Raw genomic sequence first — 24,832 nt, forward strand, 5'->3', positions numbered from 1 at the left:
CAGGCTTTACACAAAACCTGTGGGAGCGAGCCTGCTCGCGATGGCGGTGGGTCAGTGAACAACATATTGACTGACACTCCGCCGCCATCGCGAGCAGGCTCGCTCCTACAGGGATTTTGGGTGAATCAGGAAGTCAGGCCTTGCTGGCTTTCAGATAAGCACCGAGGCGCCGCCCCATTTCCTCACCCAGCGCCTGCAAGCCACTGAGCGGCCGCACCATCACTTCAAACTCGACAATCCTGCCCTGTTCGTTGAAGCGGATCATGTCGATGCCCTTGAGCTCTTTCTCGCCGACTTTGGCGCCGAACTCGAGAATCACGTTCAAGCCGTCCGCCGTCGCCAGTTCGCGGTGATAGGCAAAGTCCTCGAACACGTTCATGACCGTGTTGAGGATCATCGACACCACTGGCGCCCCGGGATACGGCGTGTGTGCCATTGGCGAACGGAACACCGCCTGCGGATCGAGCAATTCAGGCAAGCCGCTCAAGTCGCGGTTGCCGATCATCGCATGCCACTGCTTCAGGGACGCTGCGACATTGGGGTTCAGGTTCAGCTCGGACATCTTCAACTCCTGTTTTTTATTGTTGTGGTGCGAAAGCGTTGGTCGATCACCCTGGCGGCATCGTCGGCCCATTGCTGGCCATCAAGCCCGGCTCGGGCGTCATCCGCCGCGTGTACAGGCCCTGCACCAGCAACAGCGGGCCGAGGAGGATTTTAGCGAGGGTTTCAACCTGGCTCATTTGACGTTATCGCCCAACAATACACAGCTCCCCGGTCGCACGAATCATCGCCTGGTCATGCAGGTAATCCTTGATCAGTGCGGAGCGTTCGGTGGCCAGCCATTGCGGGCAGTTCGGGTCTTTGCGGTAGGGCAGGAAATCGGCGTACTGCTGGAGCAGCAGATTTTGCAGCTTGTCGAGCTTGGGCCGGATGTCGTTAATGAGGTCCGGCCGTGGCGTGTCCGGTGCTTTGTGCGCCGCTTGCCATTGCGCGAGCCGGCCGTATTGCACCAGTTTGCTGGCTTCGATCTGGGCGGCGATCAGGTCGGCGACATCGTCGGGGTCGAGCTTGCGCTGGGTGGCTTGCGCGCGCGCGTTGGCGATGACTTGCGCTTCCCGGGCGTTGTCCTGGACCGGTTTGCCGCTGTCCCACTTGGTCAGCGCCACCTGCTCACTGATGTACAACCGCTCATTCATCGTCGCCAGCAAGGGTTGCAAGGCATCAGGTGCGGGGGGCGGCGTGTCTGCTTGCACACAGCCAGCGAACAAGCCGAGCAGGGTGCAGGCCAGCCAGTACGGCAGGCGTGGGGAACGGGGCATGGGCAGAACCTCCTTGGACGCGAAAATCACTCCGGGTTGTGTATCACAAGTGCGGCCAGGGAACGACAGGTTGCGAAGGATTCAGGCCAGCAGCCGCTCAATCTGCGCCAGCTCCCAGGTGCTGAGCAAACTCACCGGGTCGGTACCGAAGCGCTGCCCGCTGTCGAACGCATACTCGCGGCCATCGGGGCTTTGGCCGTGCAGGCAGTGGCGCAAGTGACCGGCGTCGACTTCGAGGGTCAGGCGCCAGCCGTCGATGTCGACTTCCACAGGGCGCGACGCGTATTGATCATCAAGACGCTGGACTGTGCGAATGCCCTGGGCGGCATCACGCAATTGCTGATAAACCTCGCGGGCGGTGAGGGCGGGCACAGGTGTCTCCGGGGTGAAGTCGCAGGCACAGGATAAATCATTGCCATACAAAAAAGCCCGGCAGATGCGGCTAATTCCAGTCAGTCAATCGTTGGAACACCACAAACCTTGTGGGAGCGAGCTTGCTCGCGATGACGGTTGGACAGTCACACAAGGGGTGCCTGACAGTCCGCCATCGCGAGCAAGCTCGCTCCCACAGGTTACTCATTGCTCGCGCTATTTGCGGTCCAACGCCGCTTCCGCCGCAGCAATTTCAGCCTGGCGCTTGACGATCATGTCGCCCACCGGCGGCCCCTGGAACCGCCGCGCTTCAAAACCGAACCAGACGATGGCGGTCAGCACCAGGAAGCCGATGGTGATGTACAGCGCCCAATCGTTCGGTGGCTGGATGCCGATGACGAAAATGATGATCATCGACAGGATCGAGAGAATTGCGAACACCGAGTACCAGAAACGGCCCATGTTCCACGGCCCCATGGTCGGCCACTTCGCAGTCCCAAAGGTAAACAGGCCGAGCACGATGGGAATGGCGAAGGAGAAGAACAGGAAGATCACCGTGCAGGACACCACGATCGTATAGACCGGCGTTGCCCCGACGGAGATCACCGACGATCCCCAGTCGAACAACACCGCGAGGGTGGCACCGGTCCAGATCGCCGCGACCGGGCTGCGATGGGTCGATGAGACCGAGGCCAGGGCTTTGGAGCAGGGCAGGCCGCCGTCCCGGGAGAAGGCGAAGATCATGCGCGAAACCGAGGTGACCGTGGCCAGCCCGCAGAGCACCTGCGAGATGAAAATCGCCACGTAAAGCGCAAGCTTCAATGTCGGGTTGACCTGGGTGTTCATCGCCCAGAAAAACACGTTCCAGCCTTGCTTGGCCGCCTCGTCCATGCTCGGCAGCATCAGCACGAACGCGCTGAGCATCAGCCAGCCGAACAGCAACGACCAGACCACCGACATGACCATGCCGCGCGGCACCGACATGGCCGCGTTGCGGGTTTCCTCGGAGGTATGCGCAGAGGCGTCGTAGCCGGTGATGGTGTAGATCGGCAACAGCAGGCCGAGCATGAAAATCCAGCCGTTGGAGACCTGCGGCCAGACGCTGCCGCCCACCTCGCCGGAATAGTTGTTGAAGGTCCACAACCGCGCGAATTCGTAGCTGGGCGCCGACATCAGGCAGACGATGGTCAGGGCCAGCGCCGTGGCGAAGATCAGGTAGCCGGAGAAGTCGGTGAGCTTTGCCGTCAGGCCGATGCCCAAGTGGTTGCACAAGGCCTGCAGGCCGGTGAGGATCGCCAGGAAAATCACCCGGACCGTGGTCGTGTCCTCCATGCCCAGAGCCGGTCCGAAGGCGCCGAAAAAGAAGTAATAGGTACCGACGTTGATTGCGCCCAGAACCGTGACCAGCCCCAGCAGGTTGAACCACGCGGTCAGCCAGCCAGTGAAGCGGTTACCGAGAATCGAGCCCCAGTGGTACAGCCCGCCAGCGGTGGGGTAGGCCGAGGAAATCTGCGCCATGGCCATGGCGAATACCCCGGAGATCAGGCAGCCGATCGGCCAGCCGATGCCGATGGAGATGCCCCCCGCGCCCGAGGTGCCCTGGGCCAACGAGTTGATGCCACCCGAGAGGATGCAGATGATCGAAAAGGAAATCGCAAAGTTGGAGAAAACCCCCATTCGTCGTGAGAGTTGCTGGGCATAGCCCATGCTGTGCAGCACCTTGACGTCATTGTCTTGCGCTTCGGTGCCCGGCTGGCTTGCTGGGTTCATGATGTGTGCCCCTTCAGGTTTTGGACAGGCCGAACTGAGCCGCCGTAGGCTCGACCTTGGTTTTCTGTAGGAGCGAGCCTGCTCCGGGCGGCGTTCCGACGATGGACTTGAGGATGACGCGGGGTGTCAGGCTCCCCGCGTCATCGTTGACGTTCATCGCGAGCAGGCTCGCTCCTACAGACGGCCGTGAAATGCCGCGTCGAAAATCCTTGCCACACCGTCCCGGGTCAATGGCAACGGGTTGCCGCCAGCGGAGGGGTCGACTATCGCCATGTCCGCGATCAGGTCGGCTTGCCGGTCATCCACGCCCAGTTCAACCAGGGTATGGGGCACGCCGATGTCCTTGCGTAGCTTGAGGACGAAGGCCATGAAACTGTCGAAGCCGGGTGAGGGCAGGCGCAGGTACGCCGCCAGGCGGGTGATGCGCTCCTCGATGGCCGTACGATTGAACTGCAGGACATAGGGCATGAAGGTGGCATTGGTCATGCCGTGATGGGTGTCGTACAGCGCGCCCACCGGATGCGAGAGCGCGTGCATCCCGCCCAGGCCTTTCTGGAATGCAGTGGCGCCCATCGCCGCCGCCGCGAGCATTTGCGCGCGCGCCTCGAGGTCCGACGGCATGTGTACCGCCTTCACCAGAGAGTTGGCCACCAGGCGCATGCCTTCCACGGCAATGCCATCGGCCAACGGGTGAAAACCGGGGGCGCAGTACGCTTCCAGGCAATGGGATAACGCGTCCATGCCGGTGCCGGCGGTTATTTTCGCCGGCATGCCGACCGTGAGGGCCGGGTCGCTGATCACCACGCGCGGCATCATTTTCGGGTGGAAGATGATGCGTTTGGTGTGGGTACGCTCGTCGATGATCACCGCCGCACGACCGACTTCGGAACCGGTTCCCGCCGTGGTCGGCACGGCAATGACCGGGGCGATGCGGCTGTCGTCGGCGCGGGTCCAGTAGTCGCCGATGTCTTCGAAATCCCAGACCGGGCGGGTCTGGCCGCTCATGAAGGCAATGAGCTTGCCCATGTCCAGGCCACTGCCGCCGCCGAACGCGATCACGCCATCGTGCTGGCCGGCACGCCAGGCGTCGAGCCCTCCGGCCAGGTTGGCTTCCACCGGATTGGGCTTGAGATCACAGAACAGCGCCACGCCAAGACCGGCGGCGCGCAACGCGTCCAGCGCCGCCGTGGTGATCGGCGCGCGCGCCAGGCCACTGTCGGTCACCAGCAAGGGGCGCTGGATGCCCTGGCTGCGACAGACGTCGGCCAGTTCGGCGATGCGCCCGACACCGAAACGAACGCTCGTGGGGTAGTTCCAGTTTCCTGTCAGGTTCATGGTCTACACCTCGTGACGCAGATGAAAGGATTTGGCCCGGGTCAGGTGCTCGTAGCCCAGTGGCGACAGGGTGACGCCGCGCCCGCTGTTCTTCACGCCGGTCCAGGCCAGAGCCGGGTCCAGGTAATCGCAGCGGTTCATGAACACCGTGCCGGTGGCGATCTCGTTGCCCAGGCGTTCGGCCGCGGCGAGGTCCCGGGTCCAGATGGAAGCGCTGAGCCCGAACTCACTGTCGTTCATCAAGGCGATGGCTTCTTCATCGCTGGCCACCGGCATGATGCCGACCACCGGGCCAAAGCTTTCGTCGCGCATGACCGACATTTGATGAGTGACATCGACCAGGACTTGCGGTGCGAGGTAGGCGCTGCCCGGTACGTCGGCGGGAAATGCCTGCGGATCGATCAGCGCTTTGGCGCCCTGGGCCAGCGCATCGGCAATCTGCCCGCGAACAAAGTCAGCGGCGGCCGGCGAAACCAGCGGGCCGAGGGTGGTGGTGGGGTCCAGCGGATTGCCCAGCACGTATTGGCGGGTCAGGGCGGCGAAGCGTTCGACAAACGCCGGATAGATTTTCTGATCGACGTAGATGCGCTCCACGGCGCAGCAGCTTTGTCCGGAATTGAAGAAGCTGCCATCGACCAGATTCTCCACCGCGTGCTCAAGATTGGCATCTGCCCGAACGTAGGCCGGGTCTTTACCACCGAGCTCCAGGCCCATGCCGAGAAAGCTGGCGAAGGTAGCGTGTTGTACTTCCTTGCCAGCCTCTACCGAGCCGGTGAAGTTCACCTGCTGTACCTCTCCGGAAACGATGACGGCAGCGGTGTAGAGATGACTGAGCACCAGGTTCTGGAACAGCCCTTCAGGCAGATTCGCGCGGCGAAAGGCCTCGGCAAAACGCTCGCCCACCAGCAGGGTTTGCGACGCGTGCTTGAGGATTACGCTGTTGCCTGCCATCAGCGCCGGGATGATCGTGTTCACCGCGGTCAGGTACGGGTAATTCCACGGAGCGATCACCAACACCGTGCCCAGCGGTTCGCGTTTGATATAGCGGCGAAAGCCCGCTGCGGGCGCGGGCTCGACAGCGGCCAGCGCTTGCGGCGCAATGGCGATCATATGCCGGGCGCGCTCCTCGAAACCGCGCAGCTCGCCGGCGCCAAAACACACCGGTCGACCCATTTGCCAAGCCAGTTCCGGGACGATTTCAGTGGTCATGGCGAGCATCGCGTCCACCGCAGCGCTGCACAACGCCGCGCGTTCGCTCAGTGGTCGGCGTTGCCATTGCGCCTGGGCGGCGGCTGCCGCTTTCAGCGCTTGATCGAGCTGGACCATATTGGTGCAGTGACGCTCGGCGTAGACCCGGCCATCGACCGGGGAAATGATCTTGATCTTATCTTTCATGGTGATCTCAATAGCGCTCGAAACCGCGCTGCAATTCCCAGTCGGTGATTCGCCGGTCGTACTCCTTCTGCTCCCACTCGGCGGTATGCACGTAATGGTCGACTACCTCATCACCGAACGCCTCGCGCAACATGCTTGAGGCCTTGAGAGCGGCGCTCGCCTCGCGCAGGGTCTTGGACACTTCCGGCAAATGCTCATCGAGGTAGGCGTCACCTTCGAACGGCGGCGCGAGATCGAGCTGCTCGTCGATACCGGCGAGGCCCGCCGCGATCAATGCGGCGAAGGCCAGATAGGGATTGAGATCGGCACCGCCGATGCGGCATTCGATGCGGATGGCCTTGCTGCCTTCGGCACACAGGCGAAAACCGGCGGTGCGATTGTCGCGGCTCCACACTGCCCGCGTCGGCGCAAAGGTGCCGGCCTGGAAGCGCTTGTAGGAGTTGATGTAGGGCGCGAGAAAACAGGTGATGTCGTTGGCGTACTTGAGCTGCCCGGCGACCCAGGCCCGCATCAGTTTCGACATGCCGAACTCGGCTTTCGCATCGAAGAACAGCGGCTTCTTCGCGTTCTTGTCCCACAACGAATTATGGATGTGGCTGCTGGAGCCGGCGGCGTCGTAGCGCCACTTGGCCATGAAGGTGATTGCCTTGTCCTGCAACTGCGCGATCTCTTTGCAGGCGTGTTTGATGATGACGTGGTGGTCGGCCATGGTCATGGCATCGGCGTAGCGGATGTTGATCTCTTCCTGTCCCGGGCCCCATTCACCCTTGGAGTTTTCCACGGGAATGCCAGAGGCCTGCAAGTGCTTGCGAATCGCCCGCAGCACCGGCTCTTCGCGGGTGGTCTGCAGGATGTTGTAGTCCTCGATGTAATGGCCGGCGGTTTTCGGTTTGTGATAGTTGCGCTGGTGGATCGCCTCGTAGCTCTCATCGAACAGATAGAACTCGAGTTCCGAGGCAAACATGCCGGTATAGCCGCGATCGCGCAGGCGCTCGACCTGCTTTTTCAGAATCGCCCGCGGACTGTGGGGCAAGTCCTGGCGATGGTGATGATCGAGCACGTCGCACAGCACCAGCGCCGTGCATTCAAGCCAGGGCACGCGCCGCAGGGTGGACATGTCGGGCTTGAGCACGAAATCGCCGTAACCCTTGCTCCAACTGGCCGCGGCATAACCCGGCACCGGCTCCATGTCGATGTCATCGGCCAGCAGGTAGTTGCAGCAGTGGGTTTCTTCGTGGCCGCTGTCGATGAAAAACTCGACCTGGAAGCGCTTGCCGACCAGGCGTCCCTGCATGTCGACCATGCAGACCAGCACGGTATCGATTTCGCCGGCAGCCGCGGCGCGCTTGAGTGCATCAAAGCTGAGGAGGGGCTCGGTCATCACGGCAATCCTGCGTGAAAGGTTTGGGCCAGTCTGGGATAGCTGTTGCAGACGCTCTCCAGAAAAACCCAAAACCTGCAGAACCGAGCATCGTGAGCAACGAGTTGCTCATAGCTTAGCCTACCCTGTAGGAGCGAGCTTGCTCGCGATGGACTTGAAGACACCGCGTTTAATCAGAAAACCCGCGTCATCGTTGACGACCATCGCGAGCAAGCTCGCTCCTACAGGGTAAGGCTGGTCGTCTTCACTCGGGCAACCCCGCCAGCCGCAGTCCATCGATGAAACGGGCGAAATCCTCGGGCCGTTGAATGGGCAGCCAGTCCTTGAGGGTGCCCAGGCGCAAAGACGAATCCAGCTTTTGCAGACGCTGCATCGCCGACTTCGCTTTTTCCATTTGACCGCCGAGCGCATGACTGGCCGCCACCAGCGCTGCCGCGACCAGCAGGCTGGGCAGGTTGCCCAGGGCCTTTTCCGCCCAGTCCGCAGCGGTATCGAAGTGCCCGGCGAAGAAATGCGCGAGCGCCATCCCGACCTGCATCCTGAACATTTCCGGATCCAGCGGACTCAAGCGAACGGCATGCTGCAAATGCTCGATGGCAGCGTCCGTTTCACCGTGCAGCGCCCGCAGGATACCGCCCAGGAACCAGGCGGGGGCGAGGTTGGGATTGAGCAGGCGCGCCCGGTCGAGCAGCGCAATGCCGCCGTCGACTTCGCCAGCGAGATGAGCAAGGGCATGTCCGCCGCGCGTCAGTGCAACCGCATCATCGCGGCCAAGGGCTACCGCCAGACGCGCCAGCCGTATGCCCTCGGCGATTTCTGCAGGCCGGTCGGTCATCCAGCCATTGAGCTTGCGCCAGAAATGGCACCAGGCGGCCATGCCATAGGCCGAGGCAAATTCCGCATCGAGTTCGATGGCCTGGTAGAACATCGGTAGCGCCTGCTCGATGGCTTCCCGGCTGCCGCTGTGCAGTTTTGCCATGCCGCGCAGGTAGTAGTCATAGGCGTCCAGGCTTTCCGTCGGCTTGCGCTTGGCGCGTTCGATTTCTGCCCGCTCCWGTTGCGGCGCGATCGCGCCGACGACGCTCTCGGTGATTTGGTCCTGCAGCTCGAAGATATCGTCAAGCAGGCCTTCGAAGCGTTCCGCCCAGATGTGCGCTCCGCTCGTCGCGTCGATCAGTTGCCCGGTAATGCGCAGCCTGTTCCCGCACTTGCGCACGCTGCCTTCGAGCACGTAGCGAACGCCCAGCTCCTGGCCAACACCCTGGGCGTCCACCGCCTGGCCCTTGTAGGTGAAGCTCGAATTGCGCGCGATGACGAACAGCCAGCGAATACGCGACAGGGCGGCGATGATGTCCTCCACGACGCCATCGGCGAAGTATTCCTGCTCCGGATCGCCGCTCAGGTTCTGAAAGGGCAGGACGGTGATCGAGGGTTTGTCCGGGAGAGCAAGGGTAGAGGAGGGGATTTGTTTCGCAGCAGCAGCAGCCGAGCGTTCATCGATGTCAGGCTGTCGCGCCTCCCCGGTCATGTCGCCATTGATCCGGCCAACGAAGCGGTAGCCCTTGCGGGCGACGGTGCGCACCAGGCGCTGCTCCTCACCGGTATCGCCGATGGCCTTGCGTACCGCATTGATGTGGCTGGTGATCGTCGATTCGGAAACGATCCGGCCGCTCCACACCGCCTTGAGCAATTCGTCCCTGCTGAGGACCCGATCGGGATTGTTGACGAACAGCAGCAACAGGTCGAAGACCTGCGGTCCGACGGCCACGACCTGCCCGCGCAAGGTCAGCTCCCGACGCTCCTGATCGAGTACGTAATCTTCAAACGCGAATGACAAGATGAGCATCCCCTGGCGAAGCGCCCTCAACTCCGTGTCCCAGGCTGCTGGCGGTTGGTAACTGGGGGAGGATGATACGGCAGCTCGACACCCGCTGCACCGTCCGCGCCAGGGAATGCTGGACGAACAGCCTCTTTTTTGGACATAAATCCAAGCGTTCGCCAAGGCAAACCCAAGCCAGACGCAAGGACTTGCCTCACCCGTGCAGGCAATCTTTCTCTACACCGACGCAATCCTTGCAGTCGACAAGTGGAGAAAAGCCATGAAGATCGTCGTCATCGGAGGCTCCGGCCTCATCGGATCGAAACTTGTGAACACCCTTCGCGAGCGCGGCCATGACGCACTCGCCGCCAGCCCCAGCACGGGCGTGAACAGCATCACCCGCGAAGGCCTGGCCGAAGCGATGGATGGTGCTGATGTGGTGGTCGACGTGGCGAACGCGCCATCGTGGGAGGACCAGGCCGTTCTCGATTTTTTCGAAACGTCGAGCCGTAACCTGCTGGCCGCCGAAGCCGCTGCCGGGGTTCGTCATCACGTCGCCCTGTCGATTGTCGGCAGCGAACGGCTTCCCGATACCGGCTATTTCCGGGCCAAAGTCGCGCAGGAGGCCCTTATCAAGGCGTCCGGCATGCCTTACACCATTGTGCGTGCCACGCAGTTCTCCGAGTTTGCCGGCGGCATCGTCCAGTCGTTCGCCGTCGGCGATGAGATTCATGCTTCGCCGGCGCTGATCCAGCCGATTGCGTCCGACGACGTAGTGGCGGCGTTGGCCGATGTCGTACTGGCAGCACCGGTTAATGGCACCGTTGAAGTCGGCGGCCCGGAAACCATGCCGATTGATGAGCTGGCCAGACGCTTTCTGCGAGCGACCCAGGACAACCGCAAGGTCGTACCGGACGTGCATGCGCGTTACTTCGGCGCGGTGCTCAACGATCAATCGCTGGTCACCGGCAAGAACGCACGCCTGGGGGCGATCCGCTTCGACGACTGGCTAGCCCGGTCGACAGGGCAGTAACGGATCGCACCCTCACATTTCCCTACGAATCCAGGAGAAATCCCATGGTTACCCGTTTGCTAATGGCCGCTGTCTTCGCCGCGCTCTCGATCAGCGCAGCGTCGGCCGCCGAGGCGCCCCCCGGCAAGGTCACGGTGGTGTTCGACCGTCCCATTCCCAACATCCCCGGCAAGAGCATGAGAGGCGTGGTCGTCGAGTATGGGCCGGGTGCTGCGTCGCCGGCCCACACTCATCCGAAAACGGCCTTCATCTATGCAACGGTGCTCGAGGGCTCGTTTCGCATCCAGGTCAAAGGCCAGCCGGAAAAGGTCTACAACGTCGGCGAAAACTTCGTAGAGGAGCCGGGTTCCGTGCACCTGGTCAGCGCCAACGCCAGCGACACCCAACCGGCGCGCCTGTTGGCGGTGTTCGTCCTCGACACCGACGAAAAGGTACTCGTAACACCTCTCAAGAAGTGAGCCGGTCAACGCGCTCATGAAGGCTCGACAGCCGGGCGGCAGGCCATGCCGCCCAGTGGCTGCCTGGTGCTTGGCACTGAACAGGAAATGAAAAAATGAACTCGCTTCAGGACAAGGCCGCCATTGCCACAGACGCAAGTAGCGCAACGCCTGTGGTCGTGGTGCGGCGTAGCAAGCGCAAGACCATCGGCCTGTTGCTGTGTGTCGCGGCCTTGATGGTCGTGGCGGTTTGGGGAGCCCTGGCGTTTTCCAGTGGCGTGACTTCGACCGACAACGCGTATGTCCGCGGGGACGTCACCTCGCTCGCCGCCAAGGTGGCCGGCTATGTCACGACGGTAGAGGCCCGGGACAACCAGACCGTGCGTGCCGGTGATGTACTGTTTCGTATCGATGACCGCGACTACCGCGCCAGACTTGCGCAAGCCGAGGCCAATGTCAGTGCCGCCCAGGCGCGCCTGACCCATGTCGATGCGCAGATCCAGCTTCAGCATGCGCTGATCAGGCAGGCCGAAGCACAAAGGCGCTCGGCCACCGCCGACATGAGCCTGGCGGCCAAGACCCACGACCGCAGCCGCAAACTGATCGTCAGCAATGCGGTCAGCCAGGCCCTGGTCGATGAAACCGGCACCGCGCAATCCAGAGCCGTGGCCTCGGTTTCGGCCGCTTCGGCAACGGTCGAGGCGCAACAGCAACGCATCGCGGTGTTTGTGGCCGAGCGCGAGGCTGCGGTGGCCGCCGTGACGCAAGCACAGGCCGCGCGCGATCTCGCCCGGATCGATCTCGATCACACCGTGGTGCACGCACCGGTGGATGGCGTGGTCGGTAACCGTCAGGTTCGCCTTGGCCGTTTCGTAACGCCGGGCGTCTCCCTGCTCGATATCGTGCCGGTCAACGATGTGTGGATCGTGGCGAACTTCAAGGAAACCCAGCTCGAACATATCCGCCCCGGTCAGCCTGTGCGCGTCACGGTCGATGGCTACCCCGATGCGGCACTCGATGGCGTGGTTGACAGCTTTGCACCGGGCAGTGGCTCGGCGTTCAGCCTGCTGCCGCCCGACAACGCCACCGGGAACTTTGTGCGTGTCGTGCAGCGCGTGCCGGTGAAGATTCGCCTGGCCCACAATCCGTTGCCGGGGCGCATCGTGCCGGGTCTCTCCGCGCGGGTGGAAGTTGTGCAAGGGGCCGGCTCATGAACAGCCTTGCCAGCGCCACGCCGAGCAGCATCAGAACCGGGAACGGCGTCTTGCTCTTTACGGGAATCGTGCTGGCGACGTTGACGGAAGCGATCGCCAGCACCGTGCTCGCCCTCGGCCGCGGCGACATCATCGGCGACACCTATGCCACGCCTGACGAGTTCGCCTGGCTGGATGTCGGCTACATCGCGTTCAAGCTGATCGGGTTCATGCTTGCCCCTTGGCTGATGCAGCGGTTTTGCGCGCGCAACGTGATCATCGGCGCCACTCTGGTCATGGGCCTGGCGTGCTGCGTGGCTGCCGTTACCGCCTGGCTGGACCTGCTGATCGCACTGCGCGTCCTGCAAGGCTTCGCCGGCGGTGCTCTGCTGGTGGCGGGTCAGGCGCTCATTTTTCGCGGTTATCCGCGCGCCCTTCAGCCGATCCTGCAAGCCCTGTTCGCCATGGCGGCCGTGGTCGCGTCTGCGACCCTCGCACCGGCCCTGCAAGGGTGGTTGATCGACAGCCAGTCCTGGACCTGGATTTTCTTCAGTGTGGTGCCGCTGGCCCTGGCGGCGATCGGCCTCTTGCTCATCGCCGACCACCCCATGCCCGGCAGGATCCGGCAACGTCCGTTTGACTGGCTCGGCTGTGCACTGATCGGTACCGCGCTGTTCTGCTTCACCTACGTGCTCAGCCAGGGCAGCCGCTGGGACTGGTTCGAGGAGCCGCGGATCCTGATACTGACGGTGATCGGCGGCGCCGCGCTGCTGGCCTTTCTCGGCCAACAGGTCTTGGCCAACGGCCAGGGGCTGCTCGACTTCAGCCTGTTCAAAACAAGCGATTTCACCTTTGCCTTTTGCGTCAGTTTCATCGCCGGTGCCGCCCTGTTCGGCAGCGCCTACCTGATCCCGGCGTTCGCCCTGTCGGTACTCGCGTTCACACCGACCGATGCAGGCCTGCTCCTGTTGCCCAGTGGCGGTTTTTTTGTCGGCTCGTTGCTCATCGCTGCCTGGTTGATCAAGGTCCGCCGCCTGCCGCCGGTGGCGACCGTGCCCTTGGGCATCCTGCTGATCATGGCGGCGATGTGGATGCTGTCCGGCTCCACCAGCGAAAGCGGCGCCGGCGACATGATGGCGGCCATCCTGTTGCGCGGCCTGGGCCTTGGCTTCCTGTTTCTGTCGATCACCCTGATCGCCTTCAGTCACCTCAACAGCCGCAACCTGGCCAGCGGCATCGGCCTGTTCAATACGGGGCGTCAGTTGGGTGGCTTGATGGGCGTCGCCGGGCTGCAGACCTTGATCGACCATCAGGTTGTCAGCAATGGCGTGGTCCTCGGCGCCAACGTCACCCCAGGGGGGCTCGCGGTCATCGAACGGCTGATGAGCACAACCGCGATGCTGGCAGGGAAGGGCATGGATCAGGTGGCCGCTGGCCGGGCAGCCACCAGCCTGCTGGGCAAAGCGCTGTCAGGTCAGGCCACGGTGATTGCTTTCGATACGGCGTTCTTCGCCGTGGCCCTGCTGTTCGTCTTTGCCGCGCCCATTCTGGTCGCCATCAAGATTGGCCTCTCGCGATCCGCGAAAGTGCATGAACAACGGACGAATTGATGACCCGCACGAAAAAGCCCGGCGGGTGAGGCCGGGCTTTTCGTTGAGTCCTGCGGTAAAGCACTGCATTCAGACAGCGCGGCCTTCGATCAGACGATCCGAACCGCCTTCGGCGACGCGGTTTTCCAGCAGGCGATCCGAACCACCTTCGGCCACACGATTCTCGATCAGGCGATCGGAACCACCCTCGGCCACGCGGCTTTCAATCAGACGATCCGAGCCGCCTTCAGCGACTACAGGTTGAGCAGAGGTAGCGGCGAAAGCGTTAACTGCGAAAACCGAGAAAGCGATGCTGAGGAGGGTCTGGCGTTTCATGATGGTGTGCTCCGGGGTGCTGATGGGTGGGTATGGAGCAGATGTTACGCCGGGGATTTTTTAAGAGAACTTCATTGAAATGATGGTGACTATCGACGCAGTCAATGGATCGAACACCCCTAATGTGGGAGCGAGCTTGCTCGCGATGGCAGTCTCACATTCAACATATGTGTCGATTGACACACAGCAATCGTCGGAACGCCGCCCGGAGCAAGCTCGCTCCCACAGGTTTTCATGTGCCTGACAACGGGGTTTAAGCTTCGCTTATCTGACTCACGCTGGTGATCTGCCCATTCCAGACCATCTCGTAATGCGCCGTCTGCACAATCGACGAAACAGGCCGCGGCGTCATCAGCGCCCAACAATGACTGCCCGGCATCCGCACCGAGTGATAACGCAGTCCAGGGCAACCTGTCTTGCGAACATCCAGGCCAAGGCGCCGGGCGTTGCTGTAATCTTCCGGCGCATAAACCGGATCGGTCAGCGGCAGGGCGGTGGCATCCTTCATCCCTGCATCGCCAAAGGCACACGCCAACCCCCGAAACACAAAACGCTCATAGTTCAGGCTCGGCACCTTCGACCAATACAGAGCCTGATGATGCCGCACCTCGGCCAGTGCCGCTTCCATCGAGTCCGCCAGGTACAACACGCCAAAACTGCCGTCACTGAAGCGCGAACCCGCCGGGTTGACGTGGGTGAATGGCGCAATCGCGTAGGAGCAACCCGCAATCCCGAACGGAATCTCGCTGCGCGCAATCAACTCAAGCTGACCCAGCTCATTCTTCAACCGCGGATTGGTCAGCGCCTGAATTTCGAACAACAGCTCAAACTCATCCGCGTCCGCCACGTCATCAAACAACGCAATGGGCGGAAATTTCGAATTGACCAGGCGATAAGCCTGCAACGACTGACCGGCAAGCGCGGTCAGCTCACTCGCCATCACCATTGCGCACCCCGCAGCATGTCGATGCGGCGGAAGGTTTCATACAGCGAAATCATGTCGCCCTGCGCCATGATCTCCAGCGGCGAGCGCCCGTTGAAAAACTCGTTGTCGTTGGCCATCGAGGCAAAGCCATACACGTTATCCGGGTTGTCAAACACCAGCCGCAACGTCGAATGAATGTTCAGCACGAAGCTGATGCGCTGCATCTGGTCCGCATCCAGCGCCACCGCCCAATCCGGGTCACGCTGCCGGGCGCGGGTGTAGGTGCTGCGGGAAATACGCAAGATGCGACAGGCCTGGTCGCTGGTGGCTTTCCACTTTTCCAGAATGCTCACGGCGGCGCGCAGGCCGGTGACGCATTGGTTTTTGCTGAAGGATTGGGGTTGCAGGGGGACGGCCATGATCAATACCTATCTTGAGTCCATGGACTCAAATATAGGTTTGTTGATTCTGTAGATCAAATCGGTTCGACCAATGGAAAACTTCCCGCGTCGAACATCACTGATGAAACGTCCGCCCCAACGCATCCAGCCGAGTCGCAATAGGCGGCAAGCGCCGACTGCTCAGTGCCAGCGTCTGCACATCATCCGCCGTGTTCTGCGCAATGCTCTGCACCGACTGCAAGCGCCCGACAATCTCGAAACTCGCCGTGGACTGTTCGCGGGGGGTGGTGACAATCCGCCCGTTGAGCTCATCGATCTGCGAGATATCGCTGTTGCAAAGCCTGTCGTGCACCCGAGGTCCTTACGACTTCTTCGGCGGATAGTTACCGCGCAAGCCACCGGACTTGTTGCCGGTTTTGCTCGGCAGGTTCGGCACCAGCGGACGGGATCTGGGCTGGGGGTTGGAGCGGCTTTGGGGTTGAGGTTGTTTGCTCATGGTTCGCCTCCTGAGTTTTCAGGGATTCGCGAAGTGGTTTACTCATGAAGTTTAGCTAATCGACTGTGGGCAGGGTCAATTGGCACTTTGGGGGATGTGTTGTGAGCGATCAGCTTTTCTTTTTCGGCTCCCTTCTCGGATTTTGCCTACAACTTCGGCAGGAGTAACCCGCTATTCCAAAAGTGAAAAACGGGAAATATTGACTGGGCAGAAGGGGGGGATCACCGGCCGTTCGGGGAAAACCTTTTGAACAGCAAGCCCGAAGGGATGAGCCATGCTACAAAACGACCGTGACAATCTGGAGCTCGATAAACTGCAAGTCGAAATCCGAAGGTCCATGGCCGAAACCCGAAAACTCACGGCAGAAGAACGCAAGCTCAGGCAAGAGACCTTCTGGTACCCGATCGCGGTGGGGGCTGGTATGGTGACCGCTATCGTCGCCGCTGTCAGCCTTTGGGCGAAGTTTTGAGCATTCGTACTCGCCACAGCAGACACGACTCGTGACCCACACAGGAAGTAGCAGCATGTCCACACAACCTACGAATCAAGCCAGCATTGAACAACTGCACCGCGACGTTGCAGCTTTTGCCGAAGAGATGCGTAGTCCCGCCCCGAACGCGATCCGCTCTACTGTGGTGCCGTTCGGCATCGGTGCCGCCCTGGCACTGGCAATCTTTGTTGTCATCGCCATTGTTGTCCGACTGATCTAGTCTTTTGCTCTCCCGCCGTCCTGGGCTGTCGTTGAAATACAAAACGCTCGATGTGGTGCCTCGGGCGCCTGGGTGAAACAGGTGTAAACCTGTTTCAGGACAGACAAAAAGAAGAACACAGACGCCTTCGACACCCAAATATAGTCACTCTCCCACCTGCGCCCGCAACTGCCGCCCATCATCTTTCGTGCGCGACGTATGCAGTAAATATTGAAATATTGAAATTGCTACGTTGTTGCGGCATAACTTTTGTTCTGTCTATTTTATGGAATTGATATTGTTGCATGGAGTGCTATATGCAAAAACCAATTACACATTATTCATCTTTAATAACGCCTGGGTCTCGACAGGTTGAAGCTACAGAAGTCCAAGTTTTTTCTTCAAGCTTCGATAGTATTTTGTTTTGGGATGGGGCTGTCCCGACGGTTACTACGCCCCATAGTATTGAGGGTGTCAAAAACACCGGCAACGAATACCAAAAGTTGGTGGCGGTAGGGCTTTCGGTGCACGATCAGATAAAGAGTAGTTTTTCGGGTGGTGCACCGAATGTTCGAGAATATTTAGAAAAACGCATAGTCGCAGCCATTGACACGCAGGAGCTCAATGCGTTGGAAGCTGCCTTAAAAAAGAAAGCGATCATCGTTGAACTTCTGCAAAGGGTCAGAATGCACAGGAGTTGGCAGGAGGCAATAATATATAGTGGTGTAGACGCATTGTCGCTAGACAGCAAAAGAAGTGCCGAGATATTTGCAGCGGATGTGGAAGCAGAAGAAGATGTGGCATTGCGACTAAGCCTTTATGAAGAATTCCTATTATCGCTAACTGCCGCCTACGTTAAACGAATCCTTGTCGAAGCCATCCCCATTCTGGAGGACGCTTCTGCAACTGCAGACGCTGCCATTCATCGCGCCTTGGCAAGGGGCGAAGTCGCTTACACCTACAGGTTACCCATTGGTAATGGCGCAGAGGCTGGAACTGTGGCGGGTGCCATTGCCATCCATGTCGCCGACGGCTTGACCTTCAGGGCAGTGATCCATGGAGGCATTAAATTGTTGGCAGGGGTGGGGGGCGCACTTATCAGTCGGGCCACTGCTGTTGGGATCGGGGCCTTGTTCTATTCACCTGCTCTTGCAAACGGCGAACGCTTTCCTCAAACAGTTCTCACACTGTCCGGTAGCACTTTTTTGCCGAAGCTGCCGTCAAACCTGAATGAAATCGCCGCTACCGAAGGAACCATTGACCTTCCTTATCGGATTTTTGGCGACCTTAACCAATACACCCTAGTTGCAACCCCGGCTGGAGGGAGTGTCTCGGCAAAAGTGCCAGTGCGAGCATTGGCATTCGATCCAGCGACCAGCGCCTACAGTTTCACGTCAAACGATACACCGCCCATTATCCTCAGTTTTCCAATTATTCACTTGGGAAACGGCTCGACAACTTCGCCCGCCCGACCTGCACAAGTACCGACTTACACTGGAGTTACGCTGTCGCCATTGCTTGTGCAGCCTGAAACCTTGCCCGCGGTCGAATTGCCTGATTTCAGGGATTGCATTTACTGCTTTCCGATTGAAAGCGGTCTGCCGCCAATCTACGTTGTTTTTAATAGTCCTTATGAGGGAGCAACCACAAGGGGGAAATACAGCGGTCGATTTTTCAATCCCACCAAAGCCGGAGGCCCAATCCTCGATCTCGATTGGACAAGTGCTACCGTGACCCAGGCGGGTATTGACCTGGTAAAATTACATACTGGACGCTTTGGTCCTTCGGACGCCAATGCCATTATGATTTTTCGCTTGAAAAAAATTCTGCTGGGTGAATTGGTAATCACAGATGCTGACAAACGCTTCTATACTCATGAACTCAGAGAGCTGGAACGTTTCAGAGCATTAGGTGTGGTTGACGGTGTAAACCCGAATGACGACGGTGTTATTTGGAACAATACTCACGCCGCGACGCTGGAAGACTACAAGCTAAAAGATGATTTTGAATTACTCTACACGCCCGAGGCTATAGAGGCAGACAACAAACAAACGGACAGAGAGTCCAAGCAAATTGGAGGAGTAAAACGATGAGCGTCATAAAAAGCATCGTACTAAACGAGAAGCCTGAAGAGGTAATTCTATTTCTTACCAAAAATGAATTGGGCATCTCCTTTCCTCGGCTTGATGGCCTTTATAATCGGGCTAACTGGGCGCATGTGGAGAACAACATAGGGCTATTGAACCTTGTCAAGAAAATGTGTGATGCCGGTTTTATAAAAAATAATGGGTGCATAGTAGTGAGAGGACCCAACTGGAGAGAGCCGGCATTCATGCTCGAAGGCAAATATACCTTTGACTGACAGCACCAAGTACCTGAACGCAGGTGCCAGAGAACGGTGGCAGTAGCCATCATTTCGTGGTCGTCCGGTTCCCTTGTCCAGTCGTTTAAATCATCGAAGGTTTCCCAGGTTGAGCCGCTGTCGCAGCGGCTCTTCTCTTTGTTACGGGCATATTGAGTATCTTCGCCTGATTGGTTTTTCGCAGCCTCGAATCAAGCTGAGGGGCAACCCTTTTCTGGAGTAGCAACAAAACGGGCGCGAGAGCACCCGTTTTTCTTTACTCCGCAGCCTGCGCCCGCAACCGACGACCAATCACATCCATCAAATCACAACCATCGCGCAATGGAATGACCAGCAATTTGGCAAAGTCCTCCAACACCACCGTGTCGCAACCGAGTTCGGATCGGTAGGCGATGTTTTCCAACACCTGCGTTACCGTGCGAATGCGGTAATCCGCCATGGCTTGCAGGACGTCGAGTGGGGCTTGGGTGTCGATGAGCAAGGAGGCCGGAACCAGGTCGATTCCGGTGAGGGGCATGTATCGATTCATTTTGAATGATCTCTGTTTGTTGGGCTCAAGGCCGTCAGTCGGTCATTCTCTGTTGTCAGGTCGCCAAACCCGAATCGCCATTCTGGGCGACGGCGCCAACTATAAGCCGCATGAGATCAGCGCGGGAAGGTGAGGCATTCCCAGCTTTGTGTAGGACTAGTGATGATGAAATCTCAGACCTTTCCCATCACGTCGCTGGAAATATAAACACAGACCTGAGATGTTCACCGCCCCTTGGTTTCAGCCACCCACGCTATCCTTACTCATCGCTCTCGCCGTCGAGATGGACCTTCCCGAATGCAAACCCCAACCCCCCAACGCCCCCTCTGGAAAACCTACCTGCTTTTCCTCGCCCCAATGGTCCTGTCGAACTTCCTGCAATCCATGTCCGGCACGGTCAACAGCATCTACATCGGCCAGATGCTCGGCACTCAAGCCCTGGCGGCGGTGTCGGGGATGTTCCCCATCGTGTTTTTCTTCATCGCCCTGGTGATCGGCCTCGGCGCCGGCGCGGGTGTGTTGATCGGACAGGCGTGGGGTGCGCGGGAGACGCATCTGGTGAAGGCGATTGCCGGAGCGACGTTGTTGTTGGGGGTGTTGATCGGGTTGGTGGCGGCGGTGGTGGGGAGTGTGTTTGCGCGTTCGGCGTTGGTGGGGTTGGGGACGCCGGCGGATGTGCTGGACGATGCGGTGGCGTATGCCCATGTGATGTTGTGGATCATGCCGTCGTTGTTGGTGTTTGTGTTGTTCACGCAGTTGTTGCGCGGGGTGAGCGATACCTTGTCGCCGTTGTTGGCGCTGGTGGTGTCGACCATTGTCGGGTTGGCGCTGACGCCGGCGTTGATTCGCGGGTGGTTGGGTTTTGCGCCGATGGGGATTCAGAGTGCGGCGATTGCCGGGCTGGTGGGTAACCTGGTGGCGATGGGGCTGCTGGCGTGGCGGTTGCTTGGCAAGGGCCATCCGCTGGCGCCGGACCGGGAGTTCTTTGCGGCGATGAAGCTGGACATGGCGATTCTCGGCAAGGTGTTGCGTATCGGTTTGCCCACCGGGTTGCAGATGGTGGTGTTGTCGTTGTCGGAGCTGGTGATTCTGGCGCTGGTGAACCAGCACGGTTCCCAGGCGACGGCGGCGTATGGCGCGGTGACGCAGATCGTCAATTACGTGCAGTTCCCGGCGCTGTCGATTGCGATTACCGCGTCGATTCTCGGGGCGCAGGCGATTGGGGCCGGGCGCATCGAGCGCATGGGGCCGATTTTGAAGACCGGGTTGATGATCAATGTGTGCCTGACCGGTGGTCTGGTGGTGCTCGGGTACTTGCTGTCGCATTGGTTGCTGGCGTCGTTCCTCACCGAAGAGGCGACGCGGACCATGGCCCGGCACCTGTTGCACATCATGCTCTGGAGCCTGTTGGTGTTCGGCTTCCAGGCGATCATCGGCGGCATCATGCGCGCCAGTGGCACGGTGATGGTGCCGGTGGCGATTTCCATCGTCTGCGTGGTGGGTGTGCAGTTGCCGGCGGCGTATCTGCTGGATGCGAAGTTCGGGCTGCAAGGGGTGTGGATGGCGTTTCCGGTGGCGTATCTGGGGATGCTTGTGTTGCAGACGCTGTATTACAAAGTGGTGTGGCAGCATCAGAAGATTGAGCGGTTGGTGTAGGCGGTTTTTTTGATTGCCTGTTCGCGATAGCGGTGGTTCAGTGGTGTAGATGTTGATTGTGCTGACGTCTTCGCGGGCAAGCCCGCTCCCACAGGGACTGTGGTGTTTGTAGTCTTGTGCACACTGAAAATCAGGTACTTCATTCAGTGGGAGCAGGATTCACCGATAGGCCTGATCGCCTGGGGAGGTTTTCACATGAGCCCCTTGTCCCATTCCATCCTGCAAGACCGGCCAGCGGCGGGGCGACGGCTGGTAGAACCGCTGCTGCCTTACGCTAACCGCCCCGATGTGATCGTTCTGGCCTTGCCACGTGGCGGCGTGCCGGTGGCTTATGAAGTGGCCACGGCGTTGAAGGTTCGCCTGGACCTGATGCTGGTGCGCAAGCTCGGCGTGCCGTCCCACCCGGAGTACGCCATGGGCGCAATTGCCAGCGGCGGTATCCAGATTCGTAATGAAGAGGCACTGCGGGTGCATCCGATTGCCAAGGCTGCATTCGACGCCGTGGTCGAACGGGAAAGCCGCGAACTGCTGCGCCGCGAGCAGGTCTACCGCGGTACGCGGCCGCCGGTGCTGCTCAAGGATCAGGTGGTGATCCTGATCGACGACGGCCTGGCCACCGGCGCTTCAATGCGGGCGGCGATCCAGGCGCTGCGGGTGCAGGCGCCTTCGCGCATCGTGGTGGCGGTGCCGGTGGCGCCGATCGAGACAGTGCAGGCCCTGCGCAGCGAGGTGGATGAACTGGTCTGCCCGCTGCTGCCCGAGTGGTTCACGTCGATTGGGCATTGGTACATGGATTTTACCCAGACCTCGGATGCCGAGGTGATCGAGCTCTTGCAGCGGGCGTGGCAGCGCGGGGAGTGCTGACGGCCATCTGCAAGTGGTCGCAAATCACCGCGCGAGGTGGAATAAACGCCGGTTGTTTGCTTTAGTCATCTGATGCCACCCCTCGTGTGCGGCACGCCAACTCAAGACGGGAGCCCTCCCGGAGAGTGCCATGAACCTTCGATCCGCGCGTTGCGTTGTTCTGGCCGGTACGTTGGTGTTCGGCCCGGTGCAGTTCAGCCTGGCGCCGTTCGCTGAAGCCGTGGAATACAAGAAAGTGAACGCCAAGGCCAGCACCTTGAGTTTCACCTATCAGCAGATGGGTTCGCGAAGCTACGGCACTTTCGGCAAGTTCGACGCCAATCTCGACTTCGACACCGATAACCCTGGCGCCGCCCACGCCACGCTGACCATCGACCTCAACAGCATCGACGCCGGCAGCAGCGACGCCAACACCGAGCTGCAAAAACCGGCATGGTTCGACACGGCGACTTATCCGGTGGCGACCTTCGAGTCGACCTCCATCAAGGCTCTGGGCAATAACCGCTACACCATCACCGGCAAACTGTCCCTGCGGGGGCTCACTCGGGAGGTGACTGTGCCGGTGCAACTGAGATCAGAGAGCGCCATCGGCATCTTTGAGGGCCAACTGGTGCTCAAGCGTGACGACTTCAAGATCGGCGAGGGCGAGTGGGCGGACAGTGTGGTGTCCAACGAGATCAATATCCGCTTTCGGATGGTGGCACCGCAGCGGTGACTGGAGTGGGTTTGATAGTGCTGGGGTGGGGGTAACCATAGATGTGGGAGCGGGCTTGCCCGCGATGGCGGTGTAACAGTAAATACAACGGCTGAGGTCAATCAGACGCTTTGCGAATAGAACCGATAGTCAGTAAACCTCACCGCGGTACCCCCTAACGATTCGCAAAAAAAAGCGCCCGATCCACATTGCATGGACCGGGCGCCGATCAATCCGCTCTAGTTCGCTACTACTGGCACCGTCACGGTTTTGCCGAGGGATGATTTGATGGTCGCCGTCGGGCTAGGCGACGGGACACTGCCGACGGTCGTCACCGCTATGTTCCAGCGCGCTCCTGTCGCCGTAGGCGTCAGGGTGGCGGTGCCAAGATTCGCCGTACCGGTTGTGACCGTGGCAGTCGCCGTGATGGTATTGCCCGTGCCACGCGAGGTGGTGCCGGACAGGGCCCAGAAGTAGCGGCCGTTGCTGCGAGCGGTGACGGTAGCGCTGGTGACGATCAGGCTCTCGACGACCGCTGTCGAGACCGCCACGGACACCGTCGCCGGTGCCGACTCCGCGCCCTTGGCATCGGCGGCTTTATAGATAAAGGTCGCGGTGAACGGCGCGGCGACCGTGGCCGGTGGTGTGTAGGTCACGCGCACACCATCGGTGCTGACCACGCCTGTGCCGGAGTTCGGTTGCTCCAGCCCCACTACTCTAAGTGGCACGTTGCCGTCCGGGTCGGTGTCGTTGGCCAGGACGTTGATGATCACCGGTTGGCCGGTGCTGCTGATGGCGCTGTCGGGGTTGGCGATCGGTTTTTGGTTATTGCCATCGTTATTGGCACGGGTATCGCCAGTGCGGAAGGTCGGCAGCGCGGAGGAGTTGACGTAGGTGACGCCGTCCCAGCCGGGCAGGGGCGCTGGCATCAACTGGAACTGGCCAGGGTGCTCGATATCCCAGCGCAGCAGCATGGACGTGTCCTCGTGCTGGGTGTTGTGGCAGTGCTCCATGTAGGTCCCGGCGAATTCCCGGAAGTGGATCGCCATTTCCACGTCCACCGAGCTGTCGATACCTTCGCCGATGCGATAGACGTCCTTGCGCGCCCATTTTTCCCATTCGGGCGGTGGGTTGCCATCGCGGTGGAGGATGATCCCCTCTTCAAAGTGCACGTGCACCGGGTGGTTCCAGCCGTTGCCGCCGCTCTTGATTCTCCACACTTCCAGGGTGCCGTCGCCGGAGAACCCGGCAGGGGTCGGGCCGTTGGCCAGTTGCGGAGCGGCGCTGATGATTCGAGGGTCCATGGGGAAGCCGAATTGACCACCGTCGGTCTTGATCGTCCAGGGGGCTTCGTCGGTGCCATCGGAGCGGCCGAAGATGAACTCGCGATGCCGCGCCACCTTGAGCTTGGCCTGCACCGCCGGATCATCGCGGTTGAGGGTCAGCGGGATCATGGTCTTGCCGGCCGGTTTGCCCGGTTTGGCGGGTTCGAAGTCGGCGGGGTTCATGCTCACGTCCTGGCCGGCATAAGGCTGGACCACCAACTGCAGGAACTTGCCCACCCCCGGGTCGCCGCCGTCCCATTCCAGCCCTTTGCTGCCCAGCTTGAGCACCGCCTTGTACGTCCCGGACAGCACGTCGGCCAGGCTCAGCAGTGTAGCCTCCGGCCCCTTGCCGTCGTGGTGCTCCATCAGGTTGACGAAGTACAGCTTGTCGCCGGTGTTGATCCCGTTTTTCGAGAAATTGACGATGATGTCGTAACGCTCGGCGATGCCCATGGTCGGCAGGATGGCGTTGTGGTTCTGCAGGTCGCCGTTACCTTCCAGGTCCATGCTGCCGTCGAACGGCACGGCGTGTTCCATCAGGTTGCCGTCGTTGGCGATCAAGTGGAACGGCACGCGGCTATAAGACAGGCCGGAACCTGCCGGACCGGGGAATTCGCCGCCGGTGCCGGCGACTTCACGCACCAGCGCGATCCTGAAGTAGCGCGACACCGAGCCATTGAGGATGCGGAAGCGATAGCTGCGCGCCCGCACGTTCAGGCGCGGCTGGTACTGCCAGTTGACCAGGACCTGATCGCCGAGGAAGCCATCGGTGTTGAACGGGTTGAACCACAGTTGGCCATTGGCGTCCCAGGCCTTGTCGGCCACCACCAGGTTGACGTCATAGTCGCGGTTGCCCCAAGGCAGCGCCGAACCGCTGGGCAGGCGCAGGTTGACGCCGTCTTCGAAGGCTTC

General features: G+C 60.4%; 26 protein-coding genes and 2 pseudogenes. 11 read left to right on the forward strand and 17 right to left on the reverse strand.

All coding sequences use genetic code 11. The features are described 5' to 3' along the window. Positions 1-133: 133 nt before the first annotated feature. From AC1DU9_RS24945 to AC1DU9_RS24990, 10 genes are all read right to left on the reverse strand, one after another. Positions 134-562, reverse strand: a complete 429-nt coding sequence (locus AC1DU9_RS24945; RefSeq protein WP_477810928.1) for a nuclear transport factor 2 family protein — start codon at positions 560-562, stop codon at positions 134-136. A 46-nt stretch (positions 563-608) separates the two neighbouring features. Further along, the gene (locus tag AC1DU9_RS24950; protein WP_477810929.1) at positions 609-740 is read right to left on the reverse strand and encodes a hypothetical protein; all 132 of its coding nucleotides are present in this window, start codon (positions 738-740) and stop codon (positions 609-611) included. Between the two features lie 6 nt (positions 741-746). Then, positions 747-1,319, reverse strand: a complete 573-nt coding sequence (locus tag AC1DU9_RS24955) for a chorismate mutase (RefSeq protein ID WP_477810930.1) — start codon at positions 1,317-1,319, stop codon at positions 747-749. An 81-nt stretch (positions 1,320-1,400) separates the two neighbouring features. Further along, positions 1,401-1,691, reverse strand: coding sequence for a DUF7693 family protein (locus AC1DU9_RS24960; RefSeq protein WP_223463648.1), 291 nt, complete (start codon positions 1,689-1,691; stop codon positions 1,401-1,403). Positions 1,692-1,907: 216 nt separating this feature from the next. Beyond that, entirely contained in the window at positions 1,908-3,461 is a 1,554-nt protein-coding gene (locus tag AC1DU9_RS24965; protein WP_223463649.1) for an amino acid permease, read from the reverse strand. Positions 3,462-3,474: 13 nt separating this feature from the next. Continuing rightward, positions 3,475-3,618 (reverse strand): hypothetical protein, encoded by a 144-nt coding sequence (locus AC1DU9_RS24970; protein ID WP_223463650.1) that lies wholly within the window; start codon positions 3,616-3,618, stop codon positions 3,475-3,477. 17 nt (positions 3,619-3,635) lie between these two features. Then, a complete protein-coding gene (locus AC1DU9_RS24975; RefSeq protein ID WP_223463651.1) occupies positions 3,636-4,796 on the reverse strand; it encodes an iron-containing alcohol dehydrogenase in 1,161 nt (386 codons plus the stop codon). Positions 4,797-4,799: 3 nt separating this feature from the next. Continuing rightward, a complete protein-coding gene (locus tag AC1DU9_RS24980; RefSeq protein WP_223463652.1) occupies positions 4,800-6,191 on the reverse strand; it encodes an aldehyde dehydrogenase family protein in 1,392 nt (463 codons plus the stop codon). 7 nt (positions 6,192-6,198) lie between these two features. Further along, a complete protein-coding gene (locus AC1DU9_RS24985; RefSeq protein ID WP_477810931.1) occupies positions 6,199-7,572 on the reverse strand; it encodes a glutamine synthetase family protein in 1,374 nt (457 codons plus the stop codon). Between the two features lie 244 nt (positions 7,573-7,816). Then, positions 7,817-9,409: a winged helix-turn-helix domain-containing tetratricopeptide repeat protein gene (locus tag AC1DU9_RS24990; protein ID WP_477810932.1), complete on the reverse strand. Its 1,593-nt coding sequence runs from the start codon at positions 9,407-9,409 to the stop codon at positions 7,817-7,819. Positions 9,410-9,671: 262 nt separating this feature from the next. On the opposite strand from AC1DU9_RS24990, the gene AC1DU9_RS24995 reads away from it, so the two are divergent. From AC1DU9_RS24995 to AC1DU9_RS25010, 4 genes are all read left to right on the forward strand, one after another. After that, positions 9,672-10,424 (forward strand): SDR family oxidoreductase, encoded by a 753-nt coding sequence (locus AC1DU9_RS24995; protein ID WP_223463655.1) that lies wholly within the window; start codon positions 9,672-9,674, stop codon positions 10,422-10,424. A gap of 44 nt (positions 10,425-10,468) precedes the next feature. Next, positions 10,469-10,882, forward strand: a complete 414-nt coding sequence (locus AC1DU9_RS25000) for a cupin domain-containing protein (protein ID WP_477810933.1) — start codon at positions 10,469-10,471, stop codon at positions 10,880-10,882. 95 nt (positions 10,883-10,977) lie between these two features. After that, positions 10,978-12,075, forward strand: coding sequence for an HlyD family secretion protein (locus tag AC1DU9_RS25005; protein WP_223463657.1), 1,098 nt, complete (start codon positions 10,978-10,980; stop codon positions 12,073-12,075). Next, positions 12,072-13,664, forward strand: coding sequence for a DHA2 family efflux MFS transporter permease subunit (locus AC1DU9_RS25010; RefSeq protein ID WP_477810934.1), 1,593 nt, complete (start codon positions 12,072-12,074; stop codon positions 13,662-13,664). Before AC1DU9_RS25005 ends, AC1DU9_RS25010 begins: the two co-directional genes overlap by 4 nt. A gap of 78 nt (positions 13,665-13,742) precedes the next feature. On the opposite strand, the pseudogene AC1DU9_RS25015 reads toward AC1DU9_RS25010, so the two are convergent. From AC1DU9_RS25015 to AC1DU9_RS25035, 5 genes and pseudogenes are all read right to left on the reverse strand, one after another. Continuing rightward, positions 13,743-13,979, reverse strand: a pseudogene (locus AC1DU9_RS25015) (phage infection protein); the annotation flags it as partial. 253 nt (positions 13,980-14,232) lie between these two features. After that, positions 14,233-14,925 carry an RES family NAD+ phosphorylase gene (locus AC1DU9_RS25020; RefSeq protein WP_477810935.1) on the reverse strand — a complete coding sequence of 231 codons (693 nt, stop codon included), beginning with the start codon at positions 14,923-14,925 and terminating at the stop codon, positions 14,233-14,235. Then, positions 14,919-15,323 carry an antitoxin Xre-like helix-turn-helix domain-containing protein gene (locus AC1DU9_RS25025; RefSeq protein ID WP_477810936.1) on the reverse strand — a complete coding sequence of 135 codons (405 nt, stop codon included), beginning with the start codon at positions 15,321-15,323 and terminating at the stop codon, positions 14,919-14,921. Before AC1DU9_RS25025 ends, AC1DU9_RS25020 begins: the two co-directional genes overlap by 7 nt. A 97-nt stretch (positions 15,324-15,420) precedes the next feature. Continuing rightward, positions 15,421-15,636, reverse strand: a pseudogene (locus AC1DU9_RS25030) (methyl-accepting chemotaxis protein); the annotation flags it as partial. Positions 15,637-15,666: 30 nt separating this feature from the next. Beyond that, a complete protein-coding gene (locus AC1DU9_RS25035) occupies positions 15,667-15,801 on the reverse strand; it encodes a hypothetical protein (protein ID WP_256355847.1) in 135 nt (44 codons plus the stop codon). 274 nt (positions 15,802-16,075) lie between these two features. Between AC1DU9_RS25035 and AC1DU9_RS25040 the strand changes: the two genes are divergently transcribed. From AC1DU9_RS25040 to AC1DU9_RS25055, 4 genes are all read left to right on the forward strand, one after another. Beyond that, positions 16,076-16,270 carry a hypothetical protein gene (locus AC1DU9_RS25040; protein ID WP_008000757.1) on the forward strand — a complete coding sequence of 65 codons (195 nt, stop codon included), beginning with the start codon at positions 16,076-16,078 and terminating at the stop codon, positions 16,268-16,270. 55 nt (positions 16,271-16,325) lie between these two features. Continuing rightward, entirely contained in the window at positions 16,326-16,511 is a 186-nt protein-coding gene (locus tag AC1DU9_RS25045; protein WP_223463660.1) for a hypothetical protein, read from the forward strand. A gap of 296 nt (positions 16,512-16,807) precedes the next feature. Next, positions 16,808-18,583 (forward strand): S-type pyocin domain-containing protein, encoded by a 1,776-nt coding sequence (locus AC1DU9_RS25050; protein WP_477810937.1) that lies wholly within the window; start codon positions 16,808-16,810, stop codon positions 18,581-18,583. Next, positions 18,580-18,852 (forward strand): hypothetical protein, encoded by a 273-nt coding sequence (locus tag AC1DU9_RS25055; RefSeq protein WP_223463662.1) that lies wholly within the window; start codon positions 18,580-18,582, stop codon positions 18,850-18,852. The genes AC1DU9_RS25050 and AC1DU9_RS25055 overlap by 4 nt, the downstream gene beginning before the upstream one ends. Positions 18,853-19,108: 256 nt before the next feature. On the opposite strand, the gene AC1DU9_RS25060 is transcribed toward AC1DU9_RS25055, so the two are convergent. After that, positions 19,109-19,381 carry a hypothetical protein gene (locus tag AC1DU9_RS25060; RefSeq protein WP_056725158.1) on the reverse strand — a complete coding sequence of 91 codons (273 nt, stop codon included), beginning with the start codon at positions 19,379-19,381 and terminating at the stop codon, positions 19,109-19,111. A 297-nt stretch (positions 19,382-19,678) separates the two neighbouring features. On the opposite strand from AC1DU9_RS25060, the gene AC1DU9_RS25065 reads away from it, so the two are divergent. The 3 genes from AC1DU9_RS25065 (at position 19,679) to AC1DU9_RS25075 (ending at position 22,616) form a co-directional block, all read left to right on the forward strand. Then, positions 19,679-21,037 carry an MATE family efflux transporter gene (locus AC1DU9_RS25065; protein ID WP_457266307.1) on the forward strand — a complete coding sequence of 453 codons (1,359 nt, stop codon included), beginning with the start codon at positions 19,679-19,681 and terminating at the stop codon, positions 21,035-21,037. 195 nt (positions 21,038-21,232) lie between these two features. After that, on the forward strand, positions 21,233-21,901 hold the full coding sequence (locus AC1DU9_RS25070; protein ID WP_477810938.1) for a phosphoribosyltransferase: 669 nt from the start codon (positions 21,233-21,235) through the stop codon (positions 21,899-21,901). A gap of 130 nt (positions 21,902-22,031) precedes the next feature. Continuing rightward, complete coding sequence (locus AC1DU9_RS25075) at positions 22,032-22,616, forward strand: YceI family protein (RefSeq protein ID WP_223463996.1); 585 nt, start codon at positions 22,032-22,034, stop codon at positions 22,614-22,616. A 218-nt stretch (positions 22,617-22,834) separates the two neighbouring features. Here AC1DU9_RS25075 and AC1DU9_RS25080 read toward each other — a convergent pair. Beyond that, a partial coding sequence (locus AC1DU9_RS25080) for an Ig-like domain-containing protein (protein ID WP_477810939.1) occupies positions 22,835-24,832 on the reverse strand: 1,998 nt, incomplete at its 5' end.

This window comes from Pseudomonas sp. P4_C1 (assembly GCF_056402155.1).